Source organism: Tepidiphilus sp. J10 (assembly GCF_006980785.1).
GTDB lineage: Bacteria > Pseudomonadota > Gammaproteobacteria > Burkholderiales > Rhodocyclaceae > Tepidiphilus > Tepidiphilus olei.
The window spans coordinates 18,448-41,654 of the sequence record NZ_SBHP01000001.1 but is presented as its reverse complement, the minus strand read 5'-3'; the positions used below and the strand labels follow the sequence as shown (position 1 = coordinate 41,654).

General features: G+C 65.1%; 21 protein-coding genes and 1 pseudogene. 12 read left to right on the top strand and 10 right to left on the bottom strand.

Annotated elements, in window-relative coordinates:
- Positions 1-39: 39 nt before the first annotated feature.
- Positions 40-4,053 carry an LAGLIDADG family homing endonuclease gene (locus EPD81_RS00185; RefSeq protein WP_142803447.1) on the bottom strand — a complete coding sequence of 1,338 codons (4,014 nt, stop codon included), beginning with the start codon at positions 4,051-4,053 and terminating at the stop codon, positions 40-42.
- Between the two features lie 198 nt (positions 4,054-4,251).
- Entirely contained in the window at positions 4,252-5,688 is a 1,437-nt protein-coding gene (locus EPD81_RS00180; RefSeq protein ID WP_185955309.1) for a putative nucleotidyltransferase substrate binding domain-containing protein, read from the bottom strand.
- Positions 5,689-5,779: 91 nt separating this feature from the next.
- Here EPD81_RS00180 and tadA point away from each other — a divergent pair, with 91 nt between their 5' ends.
- The 3 genes and pseudogenes from tadA to EPD81_RS10925 all read left to right on the top strand — a co-directional run.
- Entirely contained in the window at positions 5,780-6,271 is a 492-nt protein-coding gene (gene tadA / locus EPD81_RS00175; RefSeq protein ID WP_221929140.1) for a tRNA adenosine(34) deaminase TadA, read from the top strand.
- The gene (locus EPD81_RS00170) at positions 6,271-6,819 is read left to right on the top strand and encodes a L,D-transpeptidase family protein (protein ID WP_370456494.1); all 549 of its coding nucleotides are present in this window, start codon (positions 6,271-6,273) and stop codon (positions 6,817-6,819) included. Before tadA ends, EPD81_RS00170 begins: the two co-directional genes overlap by 1 nt.
- Positions 6,816-7,001 (top strand): annotated as a pseudogene (locus tag EPD81_RS10925) (zinc ribbon domain-containing protein); the annotation flags it as partial. The gene EPD81_RS00170 and the pseudogene EPD81_RS10925, both read left to right, overlap by 4 nt.
- 34 nt (positions 7,002-7,035) lie before the next feature.
- On the opposite strand, the gene EPD81_RS00160 reads toward EPD81_RS10925, so the two are convergent.
- The 3 genes from EPD81_RS00160 to EPD81_RS00150 are packed head-to-tail and all read right to left on the bottom strand — an operon-like array spanning position 7,036 to position 9,317.
- Positions 7,036-8,442 (bottom strand): PhoH family protein, encoded by a 1,407-nt coding sequence (locus EPD81_RS00160; RefSeq protein WP_142803444.1) that lies wholly within the window; start codon positions 8,440-8,442, stop codon positions 7,036-7,038.
- Positions 8,443-8,463: 21 nt separating this feature from the next.
- The gene (locus EPD81_RS00155) at positions 8,464-8,931 is read right to left on the bottom strand and encodes a peroxiredoxin (protein ID WP_142803443.1); all 468 of its coding nucleotides are present in this window, start codon (positions 8,929-8,931) and stop codon (positions 8,464-8,466) included.
- 17 nt (positions 8,932-8,948) lie between these two features.
- A complete protein-coding gene (locus EPD81_RS00150) occupies positions 8,949-9,317 on the bottom strand; it encodes an Mth938-like domain-containing protein (RefSeq protein ID WP_142803442.1) in 369 nt (122 codons plus the stop codon).
- Positions 9,318-9,513: 196 nt separating this feature from the next.
- On the opposite strand from EPD81_RS00150, the gene EPD81_RS00145 reads away from it, so the two are divergent.
- From EPD81_RS00145 to EPD81_RS00135, 3 genes are read left to right on the top strand one after another with little or no spacing between them, the layout of a single operon-like run.
- A complete protein-coding gene (locus EPD81_RS00145) occupies positions 9,514-10,767 on the top strand; it encodes a pyridoxal phosphate-dependent aminotransferase (RefSeq protein WP_185955351.1) in 1,254 nt (417 codons plus the stop codon).
- A 9-nt stretch (positions 10,768-10,776) separates the two neighbouring features.
- Positions 10,777-12,084 (top strand): homoserine dehydrogenase, encoded by a 1,308-nt coding sequence (locus tag EPD81_RS00140; RefSeq protein ID WP_142804201.1) that lies wholly within the window; start codon positions 10,777-10,779, stop codon positions 12,082-12,084.
- 9 nt (positions 12,085-12,093) lie between these two features.
- Positions 12,094-14,553 carry a Lon protease family protein gene (locus EPD81_RS00135; RefSeq protein WP_142803441.1) on the top strand — a complete coding sequence of 820 codons (2,460 nt, stop codon included), beginning with the start codon at positions 12,094-12,096 and terminating at the stop codon, positions 14,551-14,553.
- Here the strand turns inward: EPD81_RS00135 and EPD81_RS00130 are convergent.
- Together EPD81_RS00130 and EPD81_RS00125 are read right to left on the bottom strand one after the other, a co-directional pair.
- Positions 14,550-15,014 carry a hypothetical protein gene (locus EPD81_RS00130; RefSeq protein WP_142803440.1) on the bottom strand — a complete coding sequence of 155 codons (465 nt, stop codon included), beginning with the start codon at positions 15,012-15,014 and terminating at the stop codon, positions 14,550-14,552. The two genes, EPD81_RS00135 and EPD81_RS00130, sit on opposite strands and share 4 nt — an antisense overlap.
- Positions 15,011-15,310, bottom strand: coding sequence for a nucleotidyltransferase domain-containing protein (locus tag EPD81_RS00125; protein WP_142803439.1), 300 nt, complete (start codon positions 15,308-15,310; stop codon positions 15,011-15,013). Before EPD81_RS00125 ends, EPD81_RS00130 begins: the two co-directional genes overlap by 4 nt.
- A gap of 63 nt (positions 15,311-15,373) precedes the next feature.
- On the opposite strand from EPD81_RS00125, the gene crcB reads away from it, so the two are divergent.
- Together crcB and EPD81_RS00115 are read left to right on the top strand one after the other, a co-directional pair.
- Positions 15,374-15,778: a fluoride efflux transporter CrcB gene (gene crcB, locus EPD81_RS00120; RefSeq protein ID WP_235933698.1), complete on the top strand. Its 405-nt coding sequence runs from the start codon at positions 15,374-15,376 to the stop codon at positions 15,776-15,778.
- 176 nt (positions 15,779-15,954) lie between these two features.
- Positions 15,955-16,158 (top strand): cold-shock protein, encoded by a 204-nt coding sequence (locus EPD81_RS00115; protein WP_028874475.1) that lies wholly within the window; start codon positions 15,955-15,957, stop codon positions 16,156-16,158.
- 103 nt (positions 16,159-16,261) lie between these two features.
- Here the strand turns inward: EPD81_RS00115 and EPD81_RS00110 are convergent, their stop codons facing one another.
- The 3 genes from EPD81_RS00110 to EPD81_RS00100 all read right to left on the bottom strand — a co-directional run bounded on the left by EPD81_RS00110 (position 16,262) and on the right by EPD81_RS00100 (position 19,735).
- Positions 16,262-17,563: a lytic murein transglycosylase gene (locus tag EPD81_RS00110; RefSeq protein ID WP_206673312.1), complete on the bottom strand. Its 1,302-nt coding sequence runs from the start codon at positions 17,561-17,563 to the stop codon at positions 16,262-16,264.
- On the bottom strand, positions 17,560-18,561 hold the full coding sequence (locus EPD81_RS00105) for a CoA ester lyase (protein WP_142803438.1): 1,002 nt from the start codon (positions 18,559-18,561) through the stop codon (positions 17,560-17,562). The genes EPD81_RS00110 and EPD81_RS00105 overlap by 4 nt, the downstream gene beginning before the upstream one ends.
- A 181-nt stretch (positions 18,562-18,742) precedes the next feature.
- On the bottom strand, positions 18,743-19,735 hold the full coding sequence (locus EPD81_RS00100; protein ID WP_142803437.1) for a malate dehydrogenase: 993 nt from the start codon (positions 19,733-19,735) through the stop codon (positions 18,743-18,745).
- A gap of 134 nt (positions 19,736-19,869) precedes the next feature.
- Between EPD81_RS00100 and EPD81_RS00095 the strand changes: the two genes are divergently transcribed.
- The 4 genes from EPD81_RS00095 to sdhA all read left to right on the top strand — a co-directional run bounded on the left by EPD81_RS00095 (position 19,870) and on the right by sdhA (position 23,207).
- Positions 19,870-20,598 (top strand): GntR family transcriptional regulator, encoded by a 729-nt coding sequence (locus EPD81_RS00095; RefSeq protein ID WP_142803436.1) that lies wholly within the window; start codon positions 19,870-19,872, stop codon positions 20,596-20,598.
- Positions 20,599-20,677: 79 nt separating this feature from the next.
- Positions 20,678-21,070 (top strand): succinate dehydrogenase, cytochrome b556 subunit, encoded by a 393-nt coding sequence (gene sdhC, locus EPD81_RS00090; RefSeq protein WP_142803435.1) that lies wholly within the window; start codon positions 20,678-20,680, stop codon positions 21,068-21,070.
- Positions 21,064-21,411, top strand: coding sequence for a succinate dehydrogenase, hydrophobic membrane anchor protein (gene sdhD / locus EPD81_RS00085; RefSeq protein ID WP_142803434.1), 348 nt, complete (start codon positions 21,064-21,066; stop codon positions 21,409-21,411). The genes sdhC and sdhD overlap by 7 nt, the downstream gene beginning before the upstream one ends.
- 2 nt (positions 21,412-21,413) lie before the next feature.
- The gene (gene sdhA, locus EPD81_RS00080; RefSeq protein WP_142803433.1) at positions 21,414-23,207 is read left to right on the top strand and encodes a succinate dehydrogenase flavoprotein subunit; all 1,794 of its coding nucleotides are present in this window, start codon (positions 21,414-21,416) and stop codon (positions 23,205-23,207) included.

Genomic DNA, 23,207 nt, shown 5'->3' with positions numbered 1-23,207 from the left:
GTCTAACCGGGCGTTTCGTTTTCCGCGACGCGGCGGAGGTCAGCCGCAGGTGCCGACCGCACCGCAGGCGGTGCAGAAGTCGCAGCCGTCTTTGCGGATCACGGCGTAGTTGCCGCATTCGTTGCAGCGCGCGCCTTGCATGAGCTTGGGATCGCGCTCGTCGCGCGGTGCTTCCAGCAGGCCCATTTCGCGGATGGGGAATCCTCGTTCATCCAGGATACCGAGCATGGCGTAGCGGTGGATGATGAGGCGGGCGAGGTAGGCCACGGTGCTGGGGAAGTTCTGCTGGCGGCGATCGCCCGGCACGAAGGCCATGAAGTCGCCCAGGGGCTCGGGGTAGTTGAGGAGCTTGCGCAGCTTCATGCCGATCCAGGCCGGGTCGATGACGCGCATGTCGAGCGACAGGATCCGGGTGAGACCGTCGAGCGAGCGCGGATAATGGCCGGCGAGCCACATGGCGTAGGGTCGGGTCATGGGGCCGGCGCCGTCGGGCGAGGGCAGGGTGATCTCTTTCAGGCCCAGGATGAAATCGTCGCCCGTGGTCGGGTTCTGGATGTCCACCGTCCAGGAGAGCGTGCCTTCCGTGCCGGTCTTGGGTTCGTGGCGGCTGAAGAGGCTGTCGAGCACGGGGGTGTCGCCGAGGTGCTCGAAGGCGCCGAGCCGCTCGCAGCGGTAGCGTACCACCTGACCGAAAGCGGAGACGACGCTGGGGAAGCGCTTGGGTTCGCCATGCGGCGGGAAGGGCATGTCGAAGGATTTCTCGCCCACGACCTTGGCGAGCTCTTCGAGTTTGAGCTGCAGCCAGCCGCGGTCGTTGGCGCGCATATCCATGGAGAGCGTCTTGGCGACCGCGCCGAGGCCGCGGGGTTGGTCGGCGCCATTGACCCAGACTTCGAAGGGGAAGGCGCCGTGTCCGTTCTGGTCGATGTGGCCGACGAAGAGGGCGAATTCGCCTTCCGGAGTTTCGAGCATGTAGGTCCAGGCTGGGTTGCCGTCGGGCAGTTTCGGCCGCCCGGGCCAGCGCAGGCTGGAGAGGACCGGTGCGGGTAGTTTCTGGATGGACAGGCGCCGGTTGGCGTCGGTGAATTCGAGTTCGCTCGTCTCGGGCGTTTTTTCTTTGGGGGGTTCGACCGTGAGGATGGCGCCGACGACGTTGTTGGGGCGGTAGGTGGCCAGCCCCTTGAGGCCGGATTTCCAGGCGAAGGTGTAGAGGTCCTGGAAGTCGTCGTAGGGGTAGTCTTCGGCGACGTTGACGGTCTTGGAGATGGAGGTGTCGATGTAGGGGGCGACCGCCGCGACCATGGCGGCGTGGGCCTTGGCCGAGATCTCGAGCGCGGTGACGAAGGCGGGCGGCAGGTGCTCCACGTCGCCGCCCAGGTGCTTGTAGAGCCGCCAGGCGTGGTCTTCGACGCTGTATTCCTTGAAGGTGCCGTCGGCCATGCGCTTGCGCCGGGTATAGGTGTAGGAGAAGGGCGGCTCGATGCCGTTGCTCGCGTTGTCGGCAAAGGCGAGAGAGATGGTGCCGGTGGGGGCGATGGAGAGCAGGTGCGAGTTGCGGATGCCGTGCTTGCGGATGAGCGCCTTGAGGTCGGCAGGCAGACGCGAGGCGAAGTTGCCGCCGGTGAGGTAGAGGTCGGGGTTGAAGAGGGGGAAGGCGCCGCGTTCCTTGGCGAGTTCCACCGAGGCGGCGTAGGCCCGGTCGCGCATGTAGCGCGAGATCTCGGAGGCGGTGAGGCGCGCTTCTTCGGCGTCGTAGCGCTTGCCGAGCATGATGAGGGCGTCGCCCAGTCCGGTGAACCCGAGCCCGACGCGCCGCTTGCTCATGGCTTCACGCTGTTGCTCGGGCAGAGGCCAGTGGGTTACGTCGAGGACGTTGTCGAGCATGCGCACGGCCACGTCGATCACTTTGCCGAAGGCCTCGAAATCGAAGCGTGCTTCGTCGGTGAAGGGGTCACGCACGAAGCGCGTCAGGTTGATCGAACCGAGATCGCAGCAACCGTAGGGGGGAAGGGGTTGCTCCGCGCAGTTATGAACGTAGAGGCCGTTCGCATCGAAGGCGTGGACCTCGGCCACCGTGACGTCGAACACGGGCTCTTCACCCTCCGGGACGAGACGGTGGACGGTGGCGGTGAAGCGCTCGCGATTGGGCGTGCGCACATAGGCATCGAGCAGGGACTGCAGCCGTGCGGCTTTTTCCGTGTCGGCAAAGCCGATGGATTCGGCGAAGCGGGCGACGTTGTCACCGCTGATGATGAGTTCGTGAAGGGCCTGGGTGTCGTAGGCCCGCTCGCTGCCCCGACCGTCGGGCAGGACCCGCAGGCCGGCCGGGCGGCGGTTGCGATACAGGCGCGAGGCGATGCCCAGGCGCAGCAGCATGCGCTGGACGGTGCGCAGCCGTTCTTCGTCGGTTTGGGTCAGGCGGATGCTCACGCCTTTGTCCTGCGAGCCCTGCACCGAGCCGTCGGCGTCGAAGAGACCGCGCAGCAGACCGCGGTAGAAGTCGCTGGAGCGGCGCTCCACGGCAGCGGTGAGGCATTTGTTGCCCGGGGTCATGCCGAGTTCGAGGGCGAGACGGCGCAGGGCGCCGGAGGCGAGGCGGAATTCGCCACGCCCAAGGATGGGGCGTTGCCAGCCTTGAAAATCGGCCCGGTGTGGCAGGGCGCGCGCCGCGGTCTCGGCGGCTTGCAGGATGCCGGCCGCGCCGACGGACGGAAGGGCTTCGCCGTTGGCGGTGAGCCGCAGCGCGGGATCCCAGACGCTGAGGACGGCCTTGTCCGTTTTGAGTACGCCGTCGCCCACGAGCAGCCCGAGGAGGTACCCTTCGTCGAAACTGCCTTCGCCCTTCCAGCCTGGCAGACGGCGGTGATCGTGCAGCACGATCCGATCGCCCGGGGCGAGTTCTCCGGCCTTGACCCATTCGGTCTGCAGGCGCTCGCGCGTCTTGCGTGTGACGCGGCGTACGGGATGGTCGGCGGTCAGGCGGAGCTGATGCCCTTCTTCGGTCTCCAGACGGAACACGGGTTTGATGCCGGTGGGGAAGAATCCGGCCGATTCGGTGGGATAGGTCTTGCCGTCGACTACGGCGAGGAAGGGGCGGCCGATGAGTTCGTGCACCTGGCGCGCGCCTTCGCTCGTCATCACCCAGGTATCGGCGGTGACACAAGGATTGGTGGCCTCGATCGTTTCGCAGTAATAGAGGTTGTTGTCCTGGTTGATGCGGTCGATGAAGAGCACGCCTGGTTCGGCGTGGTCGTAGGTCGAGCGCATGATCTGGTCCCAGAGCTCGCGCGCGCGTACCTTGCGATAGACCCAGAGTTTGTCTTCGCGCTGGTAGGCGCCGGCGGCCTTGATTTCGGGGCCGGGCTCGGCCTTGTGCACGAGTTCGACCATCTCGTCGGCTTCGACCGCGCGCATGAAGGCGTCGGTGACCGCCACGGAGATGTTGAAGTTCGACAGATCGCCCTGGTCCTTGGCGTGGATGAAGGTTTCGATGTCGGGGTGGTCGCAGCGCAGCACGCCCATCTGTGCGCCGCGCCGCGCGCCGGCCGATTCCACTGTTTCACAGGAGCGATCGAAGACGCGCATGTAGGAGACGGGCCCGGAGGCGTTCGACTGGGTGCCGCGCACGAGCGCGCCGTGCGGGCGGATGCGGGAGAAGTCGTAGCCGACGCCGCCGCCGCGGCGCATGGTTTCGGCCGATTGGGCGAGCGCCGTGTAGATGCCGGGGTAGCCGTCGACCGATTCGGTGACGGAGTCGCCCACCGGCTGGACGAAGCAGTTGATCAGCGTGGCCTGCAGCTGGGTGCCAGCGGCGCTGTTGATGCGCCCGGCGGGGATGAATCCGTGTTCTTGCGCCCAGAGGAATTTCTTTTCCCAGGCGGGGCGTTCTTCTTCCTTTTCCACCGCGGCGAGCGCCCGGGCGACGCGCCGGCGCACGTCGGAGACAGTGCGTTCATCGCCTTTGGCATATTTTTCCAGGAGGACCTCCGTGGAGATCTCCTGCGGCGGGAGGTTGTCGATGGTGGGTTTGGTCGTGGTTTTTTCTTGGCTCATCGGAAGGCTCCTGGGCGTTTCGTTGGAGCGAACTATAGCCCAGAAATGGTGTAAACGCAAAAAAATAAAATTCAATAAAATCAATTGGTTGTAAAAAATATAGTATCAAAGAGGTTTTGCGAACACAACATTTAGTATGATAAATGCATCAGATGCGGGGGATATCGCCTTGTGGACAAGCGCTTACGGCGCGTTTTTTCAGTTGCGGAGAAGGTCGAGCCTGTAATGCATTTTGAGTAGTTTCTGGAGGCGTTCGACCGTTTCCAGGGCGCTGCGAAGCTCGGCGCGCTCGAGTCGTCCGAGCGCAGAGAGGGGAAGGGTGTTGCGTGGGGGGTGTCCGGCGGCGAGGTGATCGAGTTGGGCGCGCAGTCGTAGTCGGCAGAGGAAGGCGAAAGCGGCGGCGAGTTCGCGCGATTCGGCACTCGGGATTACGTCGAGCGCAGCGAGCCGCTCGAGTCGATTGAACGTGTTGCCCTCGAGCGCTTGGTATTCGATGGCGAGGATTCGCACCCCGTCGGTGATGGCGAAGATGCCGGCTTTTTTCAGGTCGATCGCCCCTTCTTCGGGGGCATTGGCTTTGATCCGGCCAAACCATCCCAACGGTACCCTGAAGCGTATTGAGTTTTGTGCCATACGTGCGAGTGCGATGGGATCGGTGCGGACGTGTTCATAGTAGGTCTGACGCAGCGGGGTGGCGAGCGCGGCGTTGCCCGCGAGCGGCTTGAGGTCGGCGAGCATGCTGGCGTTCATCAAGTTGGCGGGCGTGGGGACGCTCAGCCAGTTGCGGATGAGCGCGCACCATTCCTGTTGTGTACGCCGCCATTGCGGATTGCGCGTCATGATGCCGCCCGGGCAAGGGGGGATGCCGATGTCGAGGAGGCGTTGAGTGAGCGTTTCGCCGAAAGCGGCAATGGCGGCGAGTTCTTCGGGGCTGCAGTCGTCGGCCTGGACGAAGGCGTTGTCTTGGTCGGTGGCGAGCGTTTGCTCACCGCGTCCCTGGCTGCCCAGGGCGAGGAAGGCGAGCCGATGCTGTAGGGCGAGGTCGGGCAGGGTGAGTTCGAAGACGCGGCGGGCGATCGCGTCTTCGAGATAGGCGATCACTTCGACGAGCTCGCGGATGGGGGTGCCGGCGCGGGCGAGGACCTCGACGAGGCGCTGTAGTTCGCGTTGTAGGGTGGCGAGGGAAGCGAAATCTTCCGCGTGTTCGATGTCGAGCGCGAGTTGGTGGGGCGAGTGGCGTTGCAGGCGCAGCAGGTCGGTCTGACTGAGGATGCCGACGAGGTTCCCATCGGCGTCGGTGACGCCGAGCCGGTGGATGCGATGACGCGCCATGAGGTAGAGGGCGCGGTGCAGCGGCTCGGCTTCGCCCACCGTGACCAAGGGGGTGCTCATTATCCGGTCCACGGTGAGCGTGGAAGGTAGGAGGTTTTCCGCGACCACGCGGTTGCGGAGATCTCGGTCGGTGAGGATGCCGAGGGGTCGTTCGGGGGTTTCGGCCACGACCAGGCTGGAGATGCCGAGCGCCTGCATTTTGCGTGCGGCAACGTCGACTGTGGTCTGGGGCGGGCAGGCGTGGACCGTACCCGAGCACCAGCGCCCCACTGGTTGAAACAACGCGCTTTCTTCGCCGACCATGATCGTCTCCTCCCGTGCCGTCATTCTATCCGGGAAGACTCTGCCCTAGGGTAGACTTGCCGCTTCCGGGTGGCACGAGAGGTGGTGTGCGTTGCAAGAAGGTGATACGCTCGACGAGCGCTTCATGGCGCTCGCGCTCGCGGAGGCCGGCAAGGCGTGGGCTGCGGGCGAAGTGCCGGTAGGGGCAGTGGTGGTACGCGAGGGCGAGGTGATCGGGCGCGGCTTCAACCGACCGATTTCGAGCCGGGATCCGACGGCGCACGCCGAGATCGTGGCCTTGCGCGAGGCGGCCCAGCGGCTCGACAACTATCGGCTGCCGGGCTGCGTGCTCTACGTGACGCTGGAGCCTTGTCTGATGTGCGTCGGGGCGATGCTGCACGCACGGCTGGCAGGCGTGATTTTTGGCGCGCACGACCCGAAGACGGGGGCGGCGGGGAGCGTGATCGATCCGTTTCGTGAGCGGCGGCTCAATCATCATACGACGGTGCGTGGCGGCGTGGCTGCCGAGGCGTGCGGGGCGTTGCTGCGAGCCTTCTTCGCCGAACGGCGCCTTATACGCAAAAAGGAGCGAGGGTGTTGCTGATCGTGGCGCTCGATGCGCAACGGCTATGGTGTGTGGATGATGGGGTAGTGCTGGCGAGTTATCCGGTGTCGACGGCGGCGCGCGGCGCGGGCCAGCGTCGGGGCAGCCTGCAGACTCCGCTGGGGTGGCACCGGATTCGCGCGAAAATCGGCGCGGGGGCGCCCTTGGGAGCGGTGTTCGTCGGGCGCCGCCCGACGGGCGAGATCTGGACGCCGGAACTGGCGGCGGCGCATCCCGACCGGGACTGGATCTTGACCCGCATTTTGTGGCTGTGCGGCGAGGAGCGTGGATTCAACCGTTTGGGTGAAGTCGATACGATGCGCCGCTACATCTACATTCATGGTGCGCCGGATACTGTGCCCATGGGCGTCCCCGGCTCGCACGGCTGCATCCGCATGCGTAATGCCGACGTGGCCGAGATCTTCGAACGGGTGCCGGTGGGGACGAAAGTGCGTATCGTGGCGCGGGCACAGGAGGTGGAAGGGGTCGTGTCTGCAAGGTTTCTTCTCGAGAAACGAGGGTGGCACAAGCCCTCCGTGTCAGAATAGTTGCCGTGCCGCCGCAGAACACAAGCCGGACGTGCCCGGCCTGTGGCCATGTATCGGCGGATGACCGGAGGACACAAGCGCAGTTCGTGTGCGTCGAATGCGGCTTCGAGGAGCACGCCGATCTGGTCGGCGCGATCAATGTTCTCAGGGCGGGACATGCCCGGTTCGCCTGTGAAGTGTGAAGAGATCCGGCCTGATTGGGATGTGGGGCTGCTGTTACAGCACCTCCGCCGCATGATCCGCGAGCCGCGAGCGTTCGCCGCGGGCGAGCAGCACGTGACCGCCGTGGGGCCAGCCTTTCATGCGCTCGACCACGTAGGTGAGCCCCGAGCTGCCTTCGGTGAGGTAGGGGGTGTCGATCTGGGCGAGGTTGCCCATGCATACCACCTTGCTGCCGGGGCCGGCGCGGGTGATGAGCGTGCGCATCTGCTTGGGCGTGAGGTTTTGCGCCTCGTCGAGCACGAGGAACTTGCGCACGAAGGTGCGTCCGCGCATGAAGTTGAGGCTCTTCACCTTGACTTTGCTGCGCACGAGATCCCCGGTGGTGGCGCGGCCCCAGTCGCCGCCTTCGTGGGTGCCGCCCAGGAGCACTTCGAGGTTGTCTTCCAGCGCGCCCATCCAGGGGGTCATCTTTTCTTCTTCGGTGCCGGGCAGGAATCCGATGTCTTCGCCGATGGGCACGGTGGTGCGGGTGAAGATGACTTCGGTGTAGCGCTTCTGCTCGAAGGTCTGGGCGAGCGCGGCGGCGAGCGTGAGGAGCGTCTTGCCGGTGCCGGCCTGCCCGAGGAGGGTGACGAAGTCGATCTCGGGGTCGAGCAGCAGGTCGAGGGCGAAGTTCTGCTCGCGGTTGCGCGCGGTGATGCCCCAGACGGCGTTTTTCTCGTGGCGGCGGTCGGTGAGGGTGCGCAGTACGGCGCGCTTGCCTTCCAGGGCGACGACGCGCGCTTCCAGCGGCTGGGGCCCTTCGAGGTAGACGAATTCGTTGAGCAGGAGCTTGGACACGATCGGACCCTGGATGCGGTACCAGTCGTGGCCGGCGTCGCGCCAGGATTCGAGCCCTTTGGCGTGCGTCTCCCAGAAGTCGGGCGGCAGCGCCCGCACGCCGGGATAGACGAGGTCGGTGTCTTCGAGGATTTTGTCGTTGCGGTAATCTTGCGCGGCGAGCCCCAGTGCGCGGGCCTTGATGCGCAGGTTGATGTCCTTGGAGACGAGGATCACCGGGCGCGGGGCGAAGCGCTGAGCGAGCGCCTTGACCACGGCGAGGATCTGGTTGTCGGCGCGCGACAGAGGCAGGCTGATGGGGAGTTCCGCTTCCATTGCCTCGGTCTGGAGGTAGAGCCGGCCGGTGGCCTGCCCGCCGGAGGGGCCGGCGAGGTCGAACCCTTCGGCGAGCGCGGCGTCCCGGCCGCTGACGATGGCTTCCAGCTCGCGGCTCGCCTGGCGGGCGTTGCGTGCGACTTCCGAGAGCCCCTTCTTGTGCGTGTCGAGCTCTTCGAGCGCGATCATGGGAAGGAAGAGGTCGTGTTCCTCGAAGCGAAAGAGCGCCGTCGGGTCGTGCATGAGCACGTTGGTGTCGATGACGTAGAGCTTGCGCTCGGCGGCGGTCGGGCGGTGTCGAGGCATCGGCGATCCTTTCGGCGGCGATCAGGCCAGGGTTTTTCGTAGGGCGGCGAGTACTTCCTGGGCGTGGCCGTCGACCTTGACACCGCGCCACAGGTGGAGGATGCGCCCGTCGGGGCCGATGAGGAAGGTGGAGCGTTCGATGCCGCGCACGGGTTTGCCGTACATCGTCTTGTTCTTGATGACGTCGTAGGCGGTGCAGGCGAGCTCGTCGGTATCCGAGACGAGCTCGAAGGGGAGCTGGTATTTGGCCTTGAAGTTCTCATGGGATTTGACGCTGTCGCGCGACACGCCCAGGATCACGGCGCCGAGCGCGGCGAACTCGGGGTAGAGGTCGCGAAAGGCGATGGCTTCGTTGGTGCAGCCGGGGGTGTTGTCCTTGGGGTAGAAGTAGAGGACGACGGGGCGGCCGCGCAGGGCCGAGAGGGTGATTTCCTGGCCGCCGGTGGCGGGCAGCGTGAAGTCGGGCGCAAGGGTTCCGGGTTCGAGCATGATCGTCTCCTGCCGTATCAGGTGAGGATGAGGCCGGCGACGACGCGGCGGCCTTCGCTGGCGGTGACATTATAGGTGCGGCAGGTGGCCGAGAGTGTCATGAATTCGAAACCGATGCCCGCGGCGGCGAGGTGGCGCAGCAGTGGCACGGGCGGGCGGCGCAGCGTGGCGCCGGTGGAAATCAGCACGAGCTCGGGCTGGGAGGAGAAAAGGGCATCGATCGCCGTTTCGTCGAGCGCGTCGAACCCGCCGGCGAACCAGGGGGCGACGGCCTCGGGGGTGAGGATGATGTTGGTTTCGTGGCGCTGGCGGTCGATCTCGACCCAGCCGGGGCCGTGGGCGGTGACGAGCCGGATGTCTTGGGGGTGTTCGAGGCGCAATTCCATGCGTTTTTCCCGGGGAAGTTGCCGCAATGCGGTAATTTTTGGCTAAGATTACCGTTTCGCGCCCGACCGGGCAAGGCGGGCGCTTTCGTGCGAGGACGCAACCATGGGAATGCGCAGCGGGAACGTGGTGCCGGTACGGCAGGGGCAGACGGAGCAAGAGACGCCGGAGGCGGTGGTCGAGGCCACGCTACCTTCTCTGCGCCCCATCCTGAAATCGTCGAAGCTCGACGACGTCTGCTACGACATCCGGGGGCCGGTGCTGGCGCGTGCCAAGCAGATGGAGGAAGACGGTCACAAGATCATCAAGCTCAACATCGGCAACCTCGCGCCCTTCGGCTTCGAGCCGCCCGAGGAGATCGTGGTGGACGTGATCCGCAACCTGCGCGAGGCGGGGGGCTATTCCGATTCGAAAGGGCTTTTCTCGGCGCGCAAGGCGGTGGTGCACTATACGCAGCAGAAAGGCATCGCCGGGGTCGACGTGGAGGACGTGATCCTGGGCAACGGCGTCTCCGAGCTCATCGTGATGAGTCTGCAGGCGCTGCTCGAACAGGGCGACGAGGTGTTGGTGCCGGCGCCGGATTATCCGTTGTGGACGGCGGCGGTGAGCCTCTCCGGCGGCAAGCCGCGGCATTACCTGTGCGATGAGGCGTCCGACTGGCTGCCGGATCTGGCCGACATCCGCAAGAAAGTTTCGCCGCATACCAAGGCGATCGTGGTCATCAACCCGAACAATCCCACCGGCGCGCTCTATCCGCGCGAGATCCTGGAGGGCATCGTGCAGATCGCGCGCGAGCATCAGCTGATCGTGTTCGCCGACGAGATCTACGACAAGATGCTCTACGACGGCAACACGCACACTTCGATCGCTGCGCTCGCCGACGACGTGCTCTTCATCACGATGAACGGCCTTTCGAAGAACTACCGCGCGTGCGGCTATCGCGCCGGGTGGATGGTGATCTCGGGCGAGAAGCGGCACGCGGCCGATTACATCGAGGGGCTCAACATGCTCGCCTCGATGCGCCTGTGCTCGAACGTGCCGGGGCAGATGGCGATCCAGACGGCCCTGGGAGGGTATCAGAGCATCCAGGATCTGGTGGCGCCGCAGGGGCGGCTCACGCGCCAGCGCGATGCGGCGCATGCGCTCTTGAGCCGCATTCCGGGTGTATCGGTGATGAAGGCGAAGGCGACGCTCTACATGTTCCCGCGGCTGGACCCGAAGGTGTATCCGATCGCCGACGATCAGGAGTTCATCCTCCAGCTGCTGGAGGAGGAAAAAGTGCTGCTGGTGCAGGGCACGGGGTTCAACTGGCCGCAGCCGGATCATTTCCGCATGGTGTTCCTGCCGCACGTCGATGATCTGCACGAGTCGATCGGGCGCATCGAGCGGTTTTTGGAGCGCTACCGGCGACGGCATCAGGTGGTGATGGGTTCAGCGAAAAAGGATCGATGACAAATGACGATGAAGGCGATGCAGGTAGGGCTGTTGGGAATCGGGACCGTCGGTGGCGGAACGTGGCGCGTGTTGCAACGCAATGCCGAAGAGATCACGCGTCGTGCCGGGCGGCCGATCCGCATCACGAGGGTGGCCGATCGCGACGTGGAACGTGCCCGGGCGCTCACCGCCGGGGCGGCGGAGGTGACGGATGACGCCTTCGCGGTGGTGCGCGCGCTGGACATCGACATCGTGGTCGAACTCATCGGCGGCTATACCATCGCCAAGGACCTGGTGCTCGCCGCAATCGAGGCGGGCAAGCACGTGGTGACCGCCAACAAGGCGCTGCTCGCCGTGCACGGCAACGAGATCTTCGCTCGGGCCCAGGAGAAAGGGGTGATGGTGGCGTTCGAGGCGGCGGTGGCCGGCGGCATCCCCATCATCAAGGCGCTGCGCGAGGGGCTCACGGCCAACCGCATCGAATGGGTGGCCGGCATCATCAACGGCACGACCAATTACATCCTCACGCAGATGCGTGAGCGCGGCGTGACTTTTGCCCAGGCGCTCACCGAGGCGCAGCAGCTCGGCTATGCCGAGGCCGATCCCACGTTCGACGTGGAAGGGATCGACGCGGCGCACAAGGTCACGCTCATGGCCTCGATCGCCTTCGGCGTGCCGATCCAGTTCGAGCGCGCCTATGTGGAGGGGATCACCCGGATCGAGCCGCGCGACGTAGCCTATGCCGAGGAACTCGGCTATCGCCTGAAACTGCTGGGGATCGCCAAGCGTCGCGACGGCGGGTTCGAGCTGAGGGTACATCCCACGCTGGTGCCGGCCGATCATCTGCTCGCCAATGTCCATGGCGCCATGAACGCGGTTCTGGTCAAGGGCGACGCGGTGGGGCAGACGATGTTCTACGGCAAGGGGGCGGGGGCGGAGCCCACGGCGAGCGCGGTGATCGCCGACCTGGTCGACGTCACGCGGCTGCACACGGTCGATTCGGGGAATCGGGTGCCTCACCTGGCTTTTCAGCCGGACCAGGTGCACGAAGTGGCGGCGCTGCCGATCGCGGAATGCCGTACCGCCTCTTATCTGCGGCTCGCGGTGACCGATCGCCCGGGGGTGCTCGCCGAGATCACGCGCGTGCTCGCCGCCGAGGAAATCTCCATCGCGGCCATGATCCAGAAAGCGCCGGAGGGTGGCCGGGCGGAGATCGTGATGACCACGCACGAGGCGAGCGAAGCGGCGATGAACCGGGCGATCGCGGCGATCGAGGCGCTGTCGGCGGTGCAGGGAGCCGTTACGCGGCTGCGCATCGAACCGCTCGCGGACTGACGGCGCGCGATGGACGAATTCGCAGGGGAAATGCGGCGGGCGCATCATCGCTTGCCGGCGCAGTCTTTACGCCGGGTAACGGATCCGGCCGCGATCGCGGCGGTGCTGGCCGAGCCGGGCGAGGCGGTGCCCGTGGGACTGGGGCAGGAGCGGGCCGAGGAGGCGCTGCGCTTTGCTCTGGCGATGAATCACGTGGGCGGCTATCACGTGTTTCTCTTCGGCCTGCCGGGCACGGGGCGGCACGCGATCGCCTTGCACCACATCGGGGAGGCGGCTCGCCGCCTGCCGGCGCCGGAAGATCTCGCCTATCGTTACGATTTCTCCGATCCGCAACGGCCGCGCCTGCTGAAACTTCCCGCGGGCACGGCGCGTAGGCTCGCCGACGACCTGCAGAATTTCACGCGCCAGCTCGAGCCGGCGGTAAACGCGGCCTTCGAGGCGAAAGCCCATCAGGAGCGGATCGATGCGCTGGAATCGGCGCACAAGGAGCGCGAGAGCCGGGCGCTCGAAGCGATCGTGCAGGCGTGCGCAGAGGATCGGCTCAAACTGCTGCAGACCGGCGATGGCTGGGCCTTCGTCCCGGTGGACGAGGCGGGCGAGCCGCTCGCGCCCGAGCACTACGAGACCCTCTCGGCCAAGGAGAAGGCGCGCATCGAGCAGGCGGTGGAGCGCTGGCGCCAGCGTTTGCTCGAGGTGCTCGACGAATTTCCCGCCTGGCGTGAGGCGCTCTATGCATCGATCCGGCGGGCGGAACGGGAGGCGCTCGAGCCGGTGGTGCGACACTTGCTCACCCCGTTGCGGGAGAAGTACGCCGGTTTGTCCGCGGTGATCGGCCTGCTCGACGAAATCGAGCGCGACATCCTCGATGGTGAGCGCGAGTGGCTGGAGGACGACGAAGAGGGCGGGCGCAATGCCGCATTCTCTCCACTCATCCGTTACCAGATCCACGTGCTGGTGGCGCACGAGGCCGGTGAGGGCGCCCCGGTGGTGTTCGAAGACAACCCGAGCTACGCCAATCTCGTGGGTTGGGTCGAGACGCTGCAGCAGCTCGGTGAGCGCATCACGCATTTCCAGTTGATCCGTGCCGGGGCGCTCGTGCGCGCGCGGGGCGGTTTTCTTCTGCTCGATGCCGAGCGGCTGCTGGCACAGCCGGCGGCGTGGGACGCCTTGAAGCGCGCTCTGCAGCGGCGCGAGGTGCGCATCGAACCGCCTCCGGAGGCGGCCGGTTGGGGCAGCGTACGCATGCTGGAGCCCGAGCCGATCGATTGTCCGCTCAAAGTGGTGCTCATCGGCTCGGCCGACACTTTTCATATCTTGTTCGATCTGGACGACGATTTCCAGGATCTCTTCAAGATTCCGGCCGAAGCGGCCGACGACGTGCCGCGCACGCCCGAAACCGAGGCGGATCTGGCGCGATTGTTGGTGCATCTGGCGCGCGAGAATGCCTTGCGCCCGCCGTCGGCCGCGGCGCTCGCGGCAGTGCTCGATCAGGCCGCCCGCGAGGCCGAGCATGCCCATCGCCTCACCTTGCGCACGCGAACTCTGGTGGATCTGCTGCGAGAGGCGGACGCCCTGTCGCATGCCGACGCAGCGCAGGAGATCGGGGTGGAAGCCGTGCGCGCGGCGGTGGCGGCGCGTGAGCGTCGCCTTGCCCGTCACGCCGAGGAGACGATCGAGGCGATGCTCGAGGGGGAGCTCCTCATTTCCACCGAGGGCGCGCGCGCCGGGCAGATCAATGGCCTGGTGGTGGTCGACGTCGCGCATCAAAGCTACGGCTATCCGGTGCGCATCACCGCCACGGTGCGCCTGGGCGGCGAGGGTGAGGTGGTCGACATCGAGCGCGAGACTGAGCTCGGCGGCGCCATTCACTCCAAGGGGGTGATGATCCTCGCGTCTTTTCTTGCCGGGCGCTTCGGACGCCATCAGCCGCTGTCGCTGTCGGCGAGCCTGGTGATGGAGCAATCCTATGCGTTCGTCGAGGGCGATTCGGCCTCGCTCGCCGAGCTGTGTGCATTGCTGTCGGCCATCTCCGGCCTGCCGCTCGCGCAGGGAATGGCGGTGACCGGTTCGGTCAATCAGTTCGGCGAAGTCCAGGTGATCGGCGGGGTGAACGAGAAGATCGAGGGGTTTTTTACTCTGTGCGCTCGCCGGGGGCTGACCGGCGAGCAAGGAGTGATCATCCCTCGGGGCAACGTGCGCCACCTGATGCTGCGCGAGGAAGTGGTCGAAGCCGTACGGGCAGGGAAATTCGCAATCTGGGCGGTAGATACGGTAGACGAGGCGATGGCCTTGCTCACCGGTATGCCCGCCGGTGCGCCCGACGGACGTATTCCCACCGGCCGGCCACGCACGGTCAACGAGGCCGTGGCGGCGCAGCTGCGCCGCATGGCCGAAATCCACTCCGCCGCTGGTGAGGGCGCGCCGCTGCGCCGGCGTTGGCGGCGGCGGGAGAAGGATGGCGGGGATTAGAAAGTGGCCGAGCGCAAACGCTCGACCACGGCGGCGAGTTCAGCCACGAAGTCGTGGGCGGCTTGCAGCGCGGAGGCGAGCATCGCCGGATCCTCGACGTATTCGTGAATCATGAGATTGCGCAATTTGCGGATGTCCATCCACTGTTGGGCATCGCGGATCAGACCGAGCCGTTCGGCGCGGTCGAGGTTGTCGATGAAGGTGGCGATGCGCTCTCCGTGCGCGACCAGATAGGCCGGCAGGGCTTTGTCGCCCAGCGTATCTTGCAAGCGCCCGAAGCGGGCGACGAACGCATCGACGCGTTCGGCGAGGTCGGGATCCGTTTCCAGCTGCAGTGCCCTGGCGGTGGTAAAGGGTTTGGAAAAGAGGCGCTGGTCGGTGAGGAGAAGATGGGCGAGCTCGCGCTCGGCCAGTTGTAGCAACTGCTGCAAGCGTTCGGCGGCGCGGCGATCGGCGATCACAGGACGATTCCTTCGCGGCGGGCGACGTGATGGATCGGGAGCTCTTTCAGGTTCGGCGCGGCGAGCACGACGTCTACCTTGCGGCCGTCGAGCAGGCGGCTTACTCGGCCTGCGATGCGGGCGGCGAGTAGGGCCGGTTCGTCAACCGGTTCCACGACTTCGATGAGCAGGTCGACATCGCCGCCGCGGGCTGAGTCATCGAGTCGGGAGCCGAAGAGCCGTACGGTGGCCTGAGCTCCGGCGAGTTCGGTCACGAGGGAGCGGATGCGTTCGATTTGGGCAGGGGTGAGTCTCATGCAGGGGATGATAACAGGGGCTCTCGACGAGCGGCAAGATCAAGGCTGTGGCATCAGGAGAACATGATGAACGGTGGGAGCGTGCTGGCGCAAGCGGCGGCGATCGCCGTGGGTGCGGCCTTGGGGGCTTTGCTGCGCTGGCAGCTGGGCGTGCGGCTCAATACCTGGTTTCCCGAACTGCCGCCGGGGACGCTCGCGGCGAACCTGATCGGTGGGTTCGTGATCGGGGCGGCGATCGCGGTGTTCTCGACCTGGCCGGAAATTCCTTTGGAATGGCGTCTGTTCGTCACCACGGGGTTGTGTGGCGGCCTGACCACCTTCTCTACGTTCAGCGCCGAAGTCTTCGCCTTGATGCAACACGGACGATTCGCGCTTGCGCTCGTCGCCATGGTGTTGCACCTGGGCGGATCGCTCCTGGCAACGGCAGGCGGTTTCGCCACCGTGAAGCTGCTGCGCGCGCTGACGTAAAAAAATTGTGCGCATGGAGAAAAATGTATTGACGCCCGCGTAAAAGGCGCGTATTGTAGCGACAGTGTTCGAAGCGCGCATCGTCTTCACCGCTTGCGGAGATTCGCGATTCCTGCTCGGCACACCGTGGGTCATCCGGCCCGTTTCAATAAAGTAGTAACGAAGGAAGCTTCATCATGGCAACTGGTACTGTCAAGTGGTTCAACGATTCCAAAGGGTTCGGCTTCATCACCCCCGATGACGGCGGTGAGGATCTGTTCGCGCATTTCTCCGCGATCAACATGCCGGGCTTCAAAACCCTGAAGGAAGGCGAGAAAGTCAGCTTCGAAGTCACGCAAGGGCCGAAAGGCAAGCAAGCGTCGAACATTCAGAAAGCCTGACGTCTGCCCCGCCGCGGCGGGACGTTGGACCGCCTGGCAGCAGGGAAGCCACCCGAACAGGGTGGCTTCTTTTTTTTGGTGTTATTCGGCGAGGAGCGTCGGCTCAGCGCGTTTGCTCGCATCCCCCTTCGAATTGCCGTACTTGCTCGAGCGCCTTCGTGCCGGGCCAGCCATCGGCCTCGAATGCCTGATTGCCGCACTCTTGCTGGAAACGAGTGAGGGCTTCGCGCGTTTGCGTGCCGGCCACACCGTCGATGACTCCTGGATCGTACCCTAGAGCAGAGAGGCGCTCTTGTAGCTCCATGGTCTCGGACCGGGTGAGCGGGGGGTCGTCGGTGGGCCAAGGTTGGACGAAAGGTTGCTTGGGGTCGAACCGGGCGGCCTTCATGGGGTCTTTGAGTGCATCGTAGAGGAGCCCGATCGCCAAGGCATAGGATTCGGCCGCGTTGTAGCGGAAGATCGCGTCGTAGTTGGGAAAAGCCAGCAGCGCCGGGCCTTGCCGGCCAGCAGGCAGAAGCAGCGCGGCTTTTTCCGGCAAGGTGCGCGGCCAGGGTTTGCCATCGGCACGGGAAAGCCCCATGGCGAACCATTCGTTCGTCGGGCGTTTTTTCGTACGTCCGGCGAGTTTGGCATCGAACGTGGGCGGCAGTACGACTTCGATCGCCCAGGGTTCTCCGCGTCGCCAGCCGGCTTGTTTCAGGAAATTGGCGGTGGAAGCGAAAATGTCGGGCAGGGAACGATAGAGGTCACGCTTGCCGTCACCATCGAAATCGACGGCATAGCGCTCGAAGGTGCTGGGCATGAATTGCGTCTGCCCGAAGGCCCCGGCCCAGGAACCGCGCAGCCGCGTCTGCCCCGTGTCGCCGCGCTCGAGGATATTGACCACCGTGAGGAATTCAGAGCGAAAGTAGCTCTGGCGCCTGCCGAAGCACGACAGGGTGGCGAGCGATTGCAGCAGGTCGTCGCGGCCGAGATTCTGTCCGAAATTGCTCTCCACCGCCCAGAAGGCGACGATGAGCTCGGCGTCGACGTCATAAGTGGCTTCGACGTAGCGCAGCAAGCCTTCGTTCTCGCGCAGCTTTTCCTGGGCCGTTTGGATGCGCCGAGCGTCGACGAGATTGGCGAGATACTGCCATATGGGGGTGACGAACTCGGGCTGGCGGTCTAGGCGGGCGATTACGCTCGGGTCGGGGCTGAGATCGGCGATGAGGGAGAGGAACCGGTCGGCTGGGATGCCGCGTTGCTCGGCCTCGGGGGCGAGGCGTTCCAGACAGGCGCGGAATTCGTCCTCGGAAAGCGCAGGATAGGAGGATTGTGCGTTGGCTCCGGCCACCGGCAGCGACAGGAGCAGGGGAATGATCCAGCGTGGAAAGCGCCGTTGCGCAAAAAAAGATGGGCGGTTCACGAGTCGGGTCCAAAAAAGCGATGCAGGACGTCGTTGGCGAGCGCGATGCCGGTGCGACGGGCGCGTTGCAGCACCGACCAATAATAGCGGTAGGAAGCGCGATCGTGAAGCCGGCCTCGATCGCGGATCGGGCCCCAGGCGGCGTCCTGGGCTGAGCCGAGGATGCGCACCGCGTCTTCGATCTCCGCGGCGCTGGGTTGCATCGCTTCGAGGATGGGGCGGATCTGGTTGGGATGGATGCTCCACATGCGCAGGAAGGCGAATTCAGTGCGGGCACGATGCGCGTCGGCATAAACCAGGGAAGTATCTTCGAGCTCGGTGCACACGTTGTGCGCCGGCACGATGGCCGCGGCGTGGGCGGCGGCCGAGATCTCGGCCTTGGCGCGCCGGATCAAGGGGTGTTCGAATTGCGTCGGCGAGCGCATCGCTTCCGCTGCGATGGCGCCGCGGTGCGAGGAGACGAAATCCATCAGGCCGAAGTCGAGGCATTCCACGCCCGGTTCACGGGCAATGCGCGTGACCTCGGCCAAGGCTTCCGGCGTTTCGATGAGTACGTGCAGCGGCGGGGGGCGAGTGCCGGGCGGCAGGAGCGAGCGCATCGCCTCGCGTACGATGCGCACGTCGCGCGCTGAACGCACCTTGGGCACGGTGAGGTAGGCGAGGCGAGACGCGGCGATTGGCAGAATGGTCTCCAGATCGCGCAACCAATGCGGGTGCGTGAGGTCGTGGATGCGCACGCCGACACGGCCATGGCGGTTTTCGCTCGAGACGACGAGTTCGGCGCACATCTTCGCGTGGGCCTTTTCGTTGCCGGCAGGTGCGCCGTCTTCACAATCGAGCGTGACGTCGAACATGGGCCCCATGTCGACCTGGAGGGCGAGCGCTCGGCGCATGAACTTCTCGCTACCGGCGTAGTGATCCACGGCCGGGATGTCGGGCAGTTCGCGCTCGTGTTCGAAGAGGACTTGGGCGGGGCGCAGTAATTGGGATCGGGTCATGGCGTAGTGATGGGATGGAAAAAGGCACGGAAGCGCAATGCGCACTCCGTGCCTCGATGATACCGCTTTTGCAGCGGGTTTGCCTCGACACCCCCCGAATCGATCGCATCAAGGATCGGGCGCGGTGCCGTCTCGCGTAGGAGTCGGCCAGGCCCGAGCGCAGCGATCGTTTTCTGGAGGCTCAGCCGAGGAGGTCCTTGACGCCTTCGCGTTCCTCGATGAGCTCATTGAGCGTGACGAGGATGCGCTCGCGGGAGAAATCGTCGATCGGCAGGCCCTGGACGATGCGGTATTCCCCGTTCTCGCACACGCAGGGGAAACCGAAGATGATGCCTTCGGGAATGCCGTAGGAGCCGTCAGAAGGCACGCCCATCGTCACCCAGCGACCGTTCGTGCCCAGCCACCAGTCACGGATGTGGTCGATGGCGGCGTTGGCGGCGGAGGCGGCCGAAGAGAGGCCGCGCGCCTCGATGATGGCGGCGCCGCGTTTGCCGACCGTGGGGATGAAGACTTCGCGGTACCAGGTTTCGTCGTTGATGAGATCCTTGACCGACTCGCCGTTGGAGGTGCAGAAGCGGTAGTCGGGGTACATGGTGGGGGAGTGGTTGCCCCAGACGACGATGTGCTCGAAGCTCGACACCGGCCGGCCGGTTTTGATCGCCAGCTGGGCGAGCGCCCGGTTGTGGTCCAGCCGCAGCATGGCGGTGAAATTTTTCGCGGGGATGCGGCCGACTTTCTCGGCGGTCTTCATCGCGATGTAGGCGTTGGTGTTGCAGGGGTTGCCGACCACCAGCACCTTGCAGTCGGGATTGGCGTGTTCGGCGATCGCCTTGCCCTGCACGGTGAAGATTTTCGCGTTTTCGGAGAGCAGGTCCTTGCGCTCCATGCCGGGCCCGCGCGGGCGTGCGCCCACGAGCAGGGCGATTTGGGCATCCTTGAACGCGACGTTGGGGTCGTCGGTGGCGATCATGCCGGCGAGCAGCGGAAAGGCGCAGTCTTCGAGTTCCATCATCACGCCCTTGACCGCTTTTTGCGCCTGGGGCAGGTCGAGCAGCTGCAGGATGACGGGCTGGTCTTTCCCCAGCATTTCGCCGCTGGCGATGCGGAACAACAGGCTGTAGCCGATCTGACCGGCGGCGCCGGTGACGGCGACGCGAACGGGGGCTTTGCTCATCGGTGTTCTCCATGGTGAACGATAACCTTTGAATCCTAGTCGGGTGATCGCAGCTTGTCAATCCATGTCTTATATCTTATATAAGACGGTAGACATGGTAGACGTCCTATCTTTTTTGTGCTGAAATAGCAAACATGGCTTCGAATGCACCCTCCTTCAGTCCGTTGTATCGGCAGATCAAATCGTTGATCGTCCAGGCGCTGGAATCCGGCGAATGGCGACCGGGCGAGGCCATCCCCAGCGAGCAGGAGCTGGCGGCTCGTTTCGGCGTTTCTCAAGGAACCGTGCGCAAGGCCGTCGACGAATTGGCCGCGGAGAACGTGCTCGAGCGCAAGCAGGGCAAAGGAACCTTCGTGGTCTCTCACCACGATCCGCGCCAGTTCTTCCGTTTCCTGCGGCTCGTACCCGACGACGGCAGCCTGACCCAGCCGCAGAGCGTGCCGCTCGACTGCTGGCGCGCCAAGGCGGGACAAGAAGCGGCCCGCGTGCTGCAGATTCCCGTGGGCGATCCGATCATCATCCTCAGGCGGGTATTGAAATTTTCGGGCAAACCGGTGGTGCTCGACGAAATCTATCTCCCTGGCGAAGTATTCGAGGGGCTCACGCTCGACACGCTCAAAGAGTGGAAGGGTTCGCTCTACAGTTTCTTCGAGACGCGCTTCGGCGTGCGCATGCTGCGGGCCGAGGAGCGCATCCGCGCCGTGGCCGCCGACCGCATGGCCGCCGAGACGCTGGGCGTGAAGGAGGGAACGCCGCTTTTATCGGTGGAGCGCGTGACGTATACTTACAATGATCGGCCGGTGGAATGGCGCCGTGGGCGCTATCTCACCACGCAATACCATTACCACAACGAGCTGACCTGAGTCGGGTCGGCGAGCGCCGTTTTTTCGAGGGTGCGTCCGCCGGGGCGGGCGCGTATGTGTGACCAAGGGAGCAAGCGCGATGAGCGAAGCAAGCGTGGCACGAAAGGCGCGGCCCAAGTTTCTCGACCTGCGGGAAATTCGGCTGCCGTTGCCGGGGATCGTCTCGATCCTGCATCGGATCAGCGGGGCCGGGTTGTTCCTGCTGTTGCCGTTTTTGTTGTATCTGTTCGACTTGAGCGTGTCTTCACCCGAGACGTTCGCCACGTACAAGGCGATCGTCGGCCATCCGCTGGTGAAGCTGATCCTCTTCGGTCTGCTGTGGGCCTACCTGCACCATTTCTGCGCCGGCATCCGCTTCCTGCTGCTCGATCTGCACAAGGGCATCGAGCTCGAGCAGGCGCGCCAGAGCGCGCGGCTGGTGCTGATCGTCAGCCTCACGCTCACCGTGATCCTGGGAGTCTGGCTATGGTGAAACGTCTCGTCGTCGGCGCCGGCTACGGCCTGCGCGATTGGCTCGGTCAGCGCGCCACCGGTGCTTACATGGCGCTCTATACCATCATTTTTGCCTTCTCGGCGCTAACCCTGCCCAAGATGGACCATGAACACTGGTCGGCACTTTTCTCGGGCGGGCTGATGCGCTTCCTCACCTTCCTCTTCTTCATGTCGCTTGCCTATCACGCGTGGGTCGGCGTGCGCGACATCTGGATGGACTACATCAAGCCGCTGGGCCTGCGCCTGGCGTTGCATCTCGTCACGCTCTTCCTGCTCGTCGGCTACGCCGGCTGGGCGGCCAAAATCCTGTGGAGACTCTGACCGTGAAAGTCGCGAAGCATACCTTCGATGCCGTGATCGTCGGCGCCGGTGGCGCCGGCCTGCGCGCGGCGCTGCAACTGGCCGAGGCGGGGTTGCGCACGGCGGTGCTCACCAAGGTGTTCCCCACGCGCTCGCACACCGTGGCGGCGCAGGGGGGGGTGGCCGCCTCGCTGGGCAACTCCACGCCCGATCACTGGCACTGGCACATGTACGACACCGTCAAGGGGTCCGATTGGCTGGGTGACCAGGACGCGATCGAGTTCATGGTGCGCAAGGCCAACGAGGTCGTGATCGAGCTCGAGCACTATGGCATGCCGTTCGACCGTACCGACGAGGGCAAGATCTATCAGCGTCCCTTCGGCGGGCATTCGATGAACTACGGTGAGGCGCCCGTGATGCGCTCCTGTGCCGCGGCCGACCGCACCGGGCACGCGATGCTGCATGCGCTCTACCAGCGCAACGTGCGCGCGCGTACCCACTTCTTCGTCGAATGGATGGCGCTCGATCTCATCCGCGACAGCGAGGGGCACGTGCTCGGCGTCACGGCGCTCGAACTCGAGACGGGCGAAGTGGCGATCTTCCACGCCAAGGCCACCATCTTCGCCACCGGCGGGGCGGGGCGCATCTATCATTCCTCGACCAACGCCTTCATCAATACCGGCGACGGTCTGGGGATGGCCGCGCGCGCCGGCATTCCGCTCGAAGACATGGAGTTCTGGCAATTCCACCCCACGGGCGTTGCCGGTGCGGGCGTGCTCATTACCGAAGGGGTGCGCGGCGAGGGCGGCATTCTGCGCAATTGCAACGGCGAGCGCTTCATGGAGCGCTACGCGCCCAACCTCAAGGATCTGGCCTCGCGCGACGTCGTTGCTCGTGCCATGGTCACCGAGATCAACGAGGGGCGCGGCTGTGGGCCGAACAAGGACTACGTCCTGCTCGACATCACGCACCTCTCGCCCGAGATCATCATGAAGCGGCTGCCGGGCATCCGCGAGATCGCCATCCAGTTCGCCGGGGTCGATCCGATCAAGGAGCCGATCCCGGTCGTGCCCACCTGCCACTACATGATGGGCGGCATTCCGACCAACTATCGTGGTCAGGTGGTGATGCCCAAGAACGGCGATCCCAACGCGCCGGTGCCCGGGCTCTACGCCGCCGGCGAGTGCGCCTGCGCTTCGGTGCACGGTGCTAACCGTCTGGGCACCAACTCGCTGCTCGATCTGCTCGTCTTCGGCAAGGCCTCGGCCGAGACGGCGGTGGCCGACATCAAGAGCGGCAACCTGACTTTGCGCGAGCTGCCCAAGGATGCGGCCGAGGTGAGCCTCGCGCGCCTGGCGCGCCTCGAGAACCAGAAAGAAGGCGAGCCGGTGGCCGATGTGCTGCTCGAGCTGCAGCGCACGATGCAAAACCACGCGGGCGTCTTCCGCTTCAAGGACAAGCTCGAGGAAGGGGTGCAGAAAATCCTCGCGGTCGAGGAACGCGTGCGTCGCACGGCCATCCGCGACCATTCCAAAGTATGGAACACGGCGCGCATGGAGGCGCTCGAGCTCGAGAACCTCATCGAGGTGGCCAAAGCGACGATGATCTCGGCCGCGGCGCGCAAGGAATCCCGTGGGGCGCACGTGCGCGACGATTGTCCCGATACGCCCGAATTCCCCAACGGGCGCAACGACAAGGAGTGGCTCAAACACACCCTGTGGTTCCGCGACGGCAACCGGCTCGAGTACAAGCCGGTCAATCTCAAGCCGCTCAACCCCGACACCCAACCCATCGCGCTCGCCAAGCGCACGTACTGA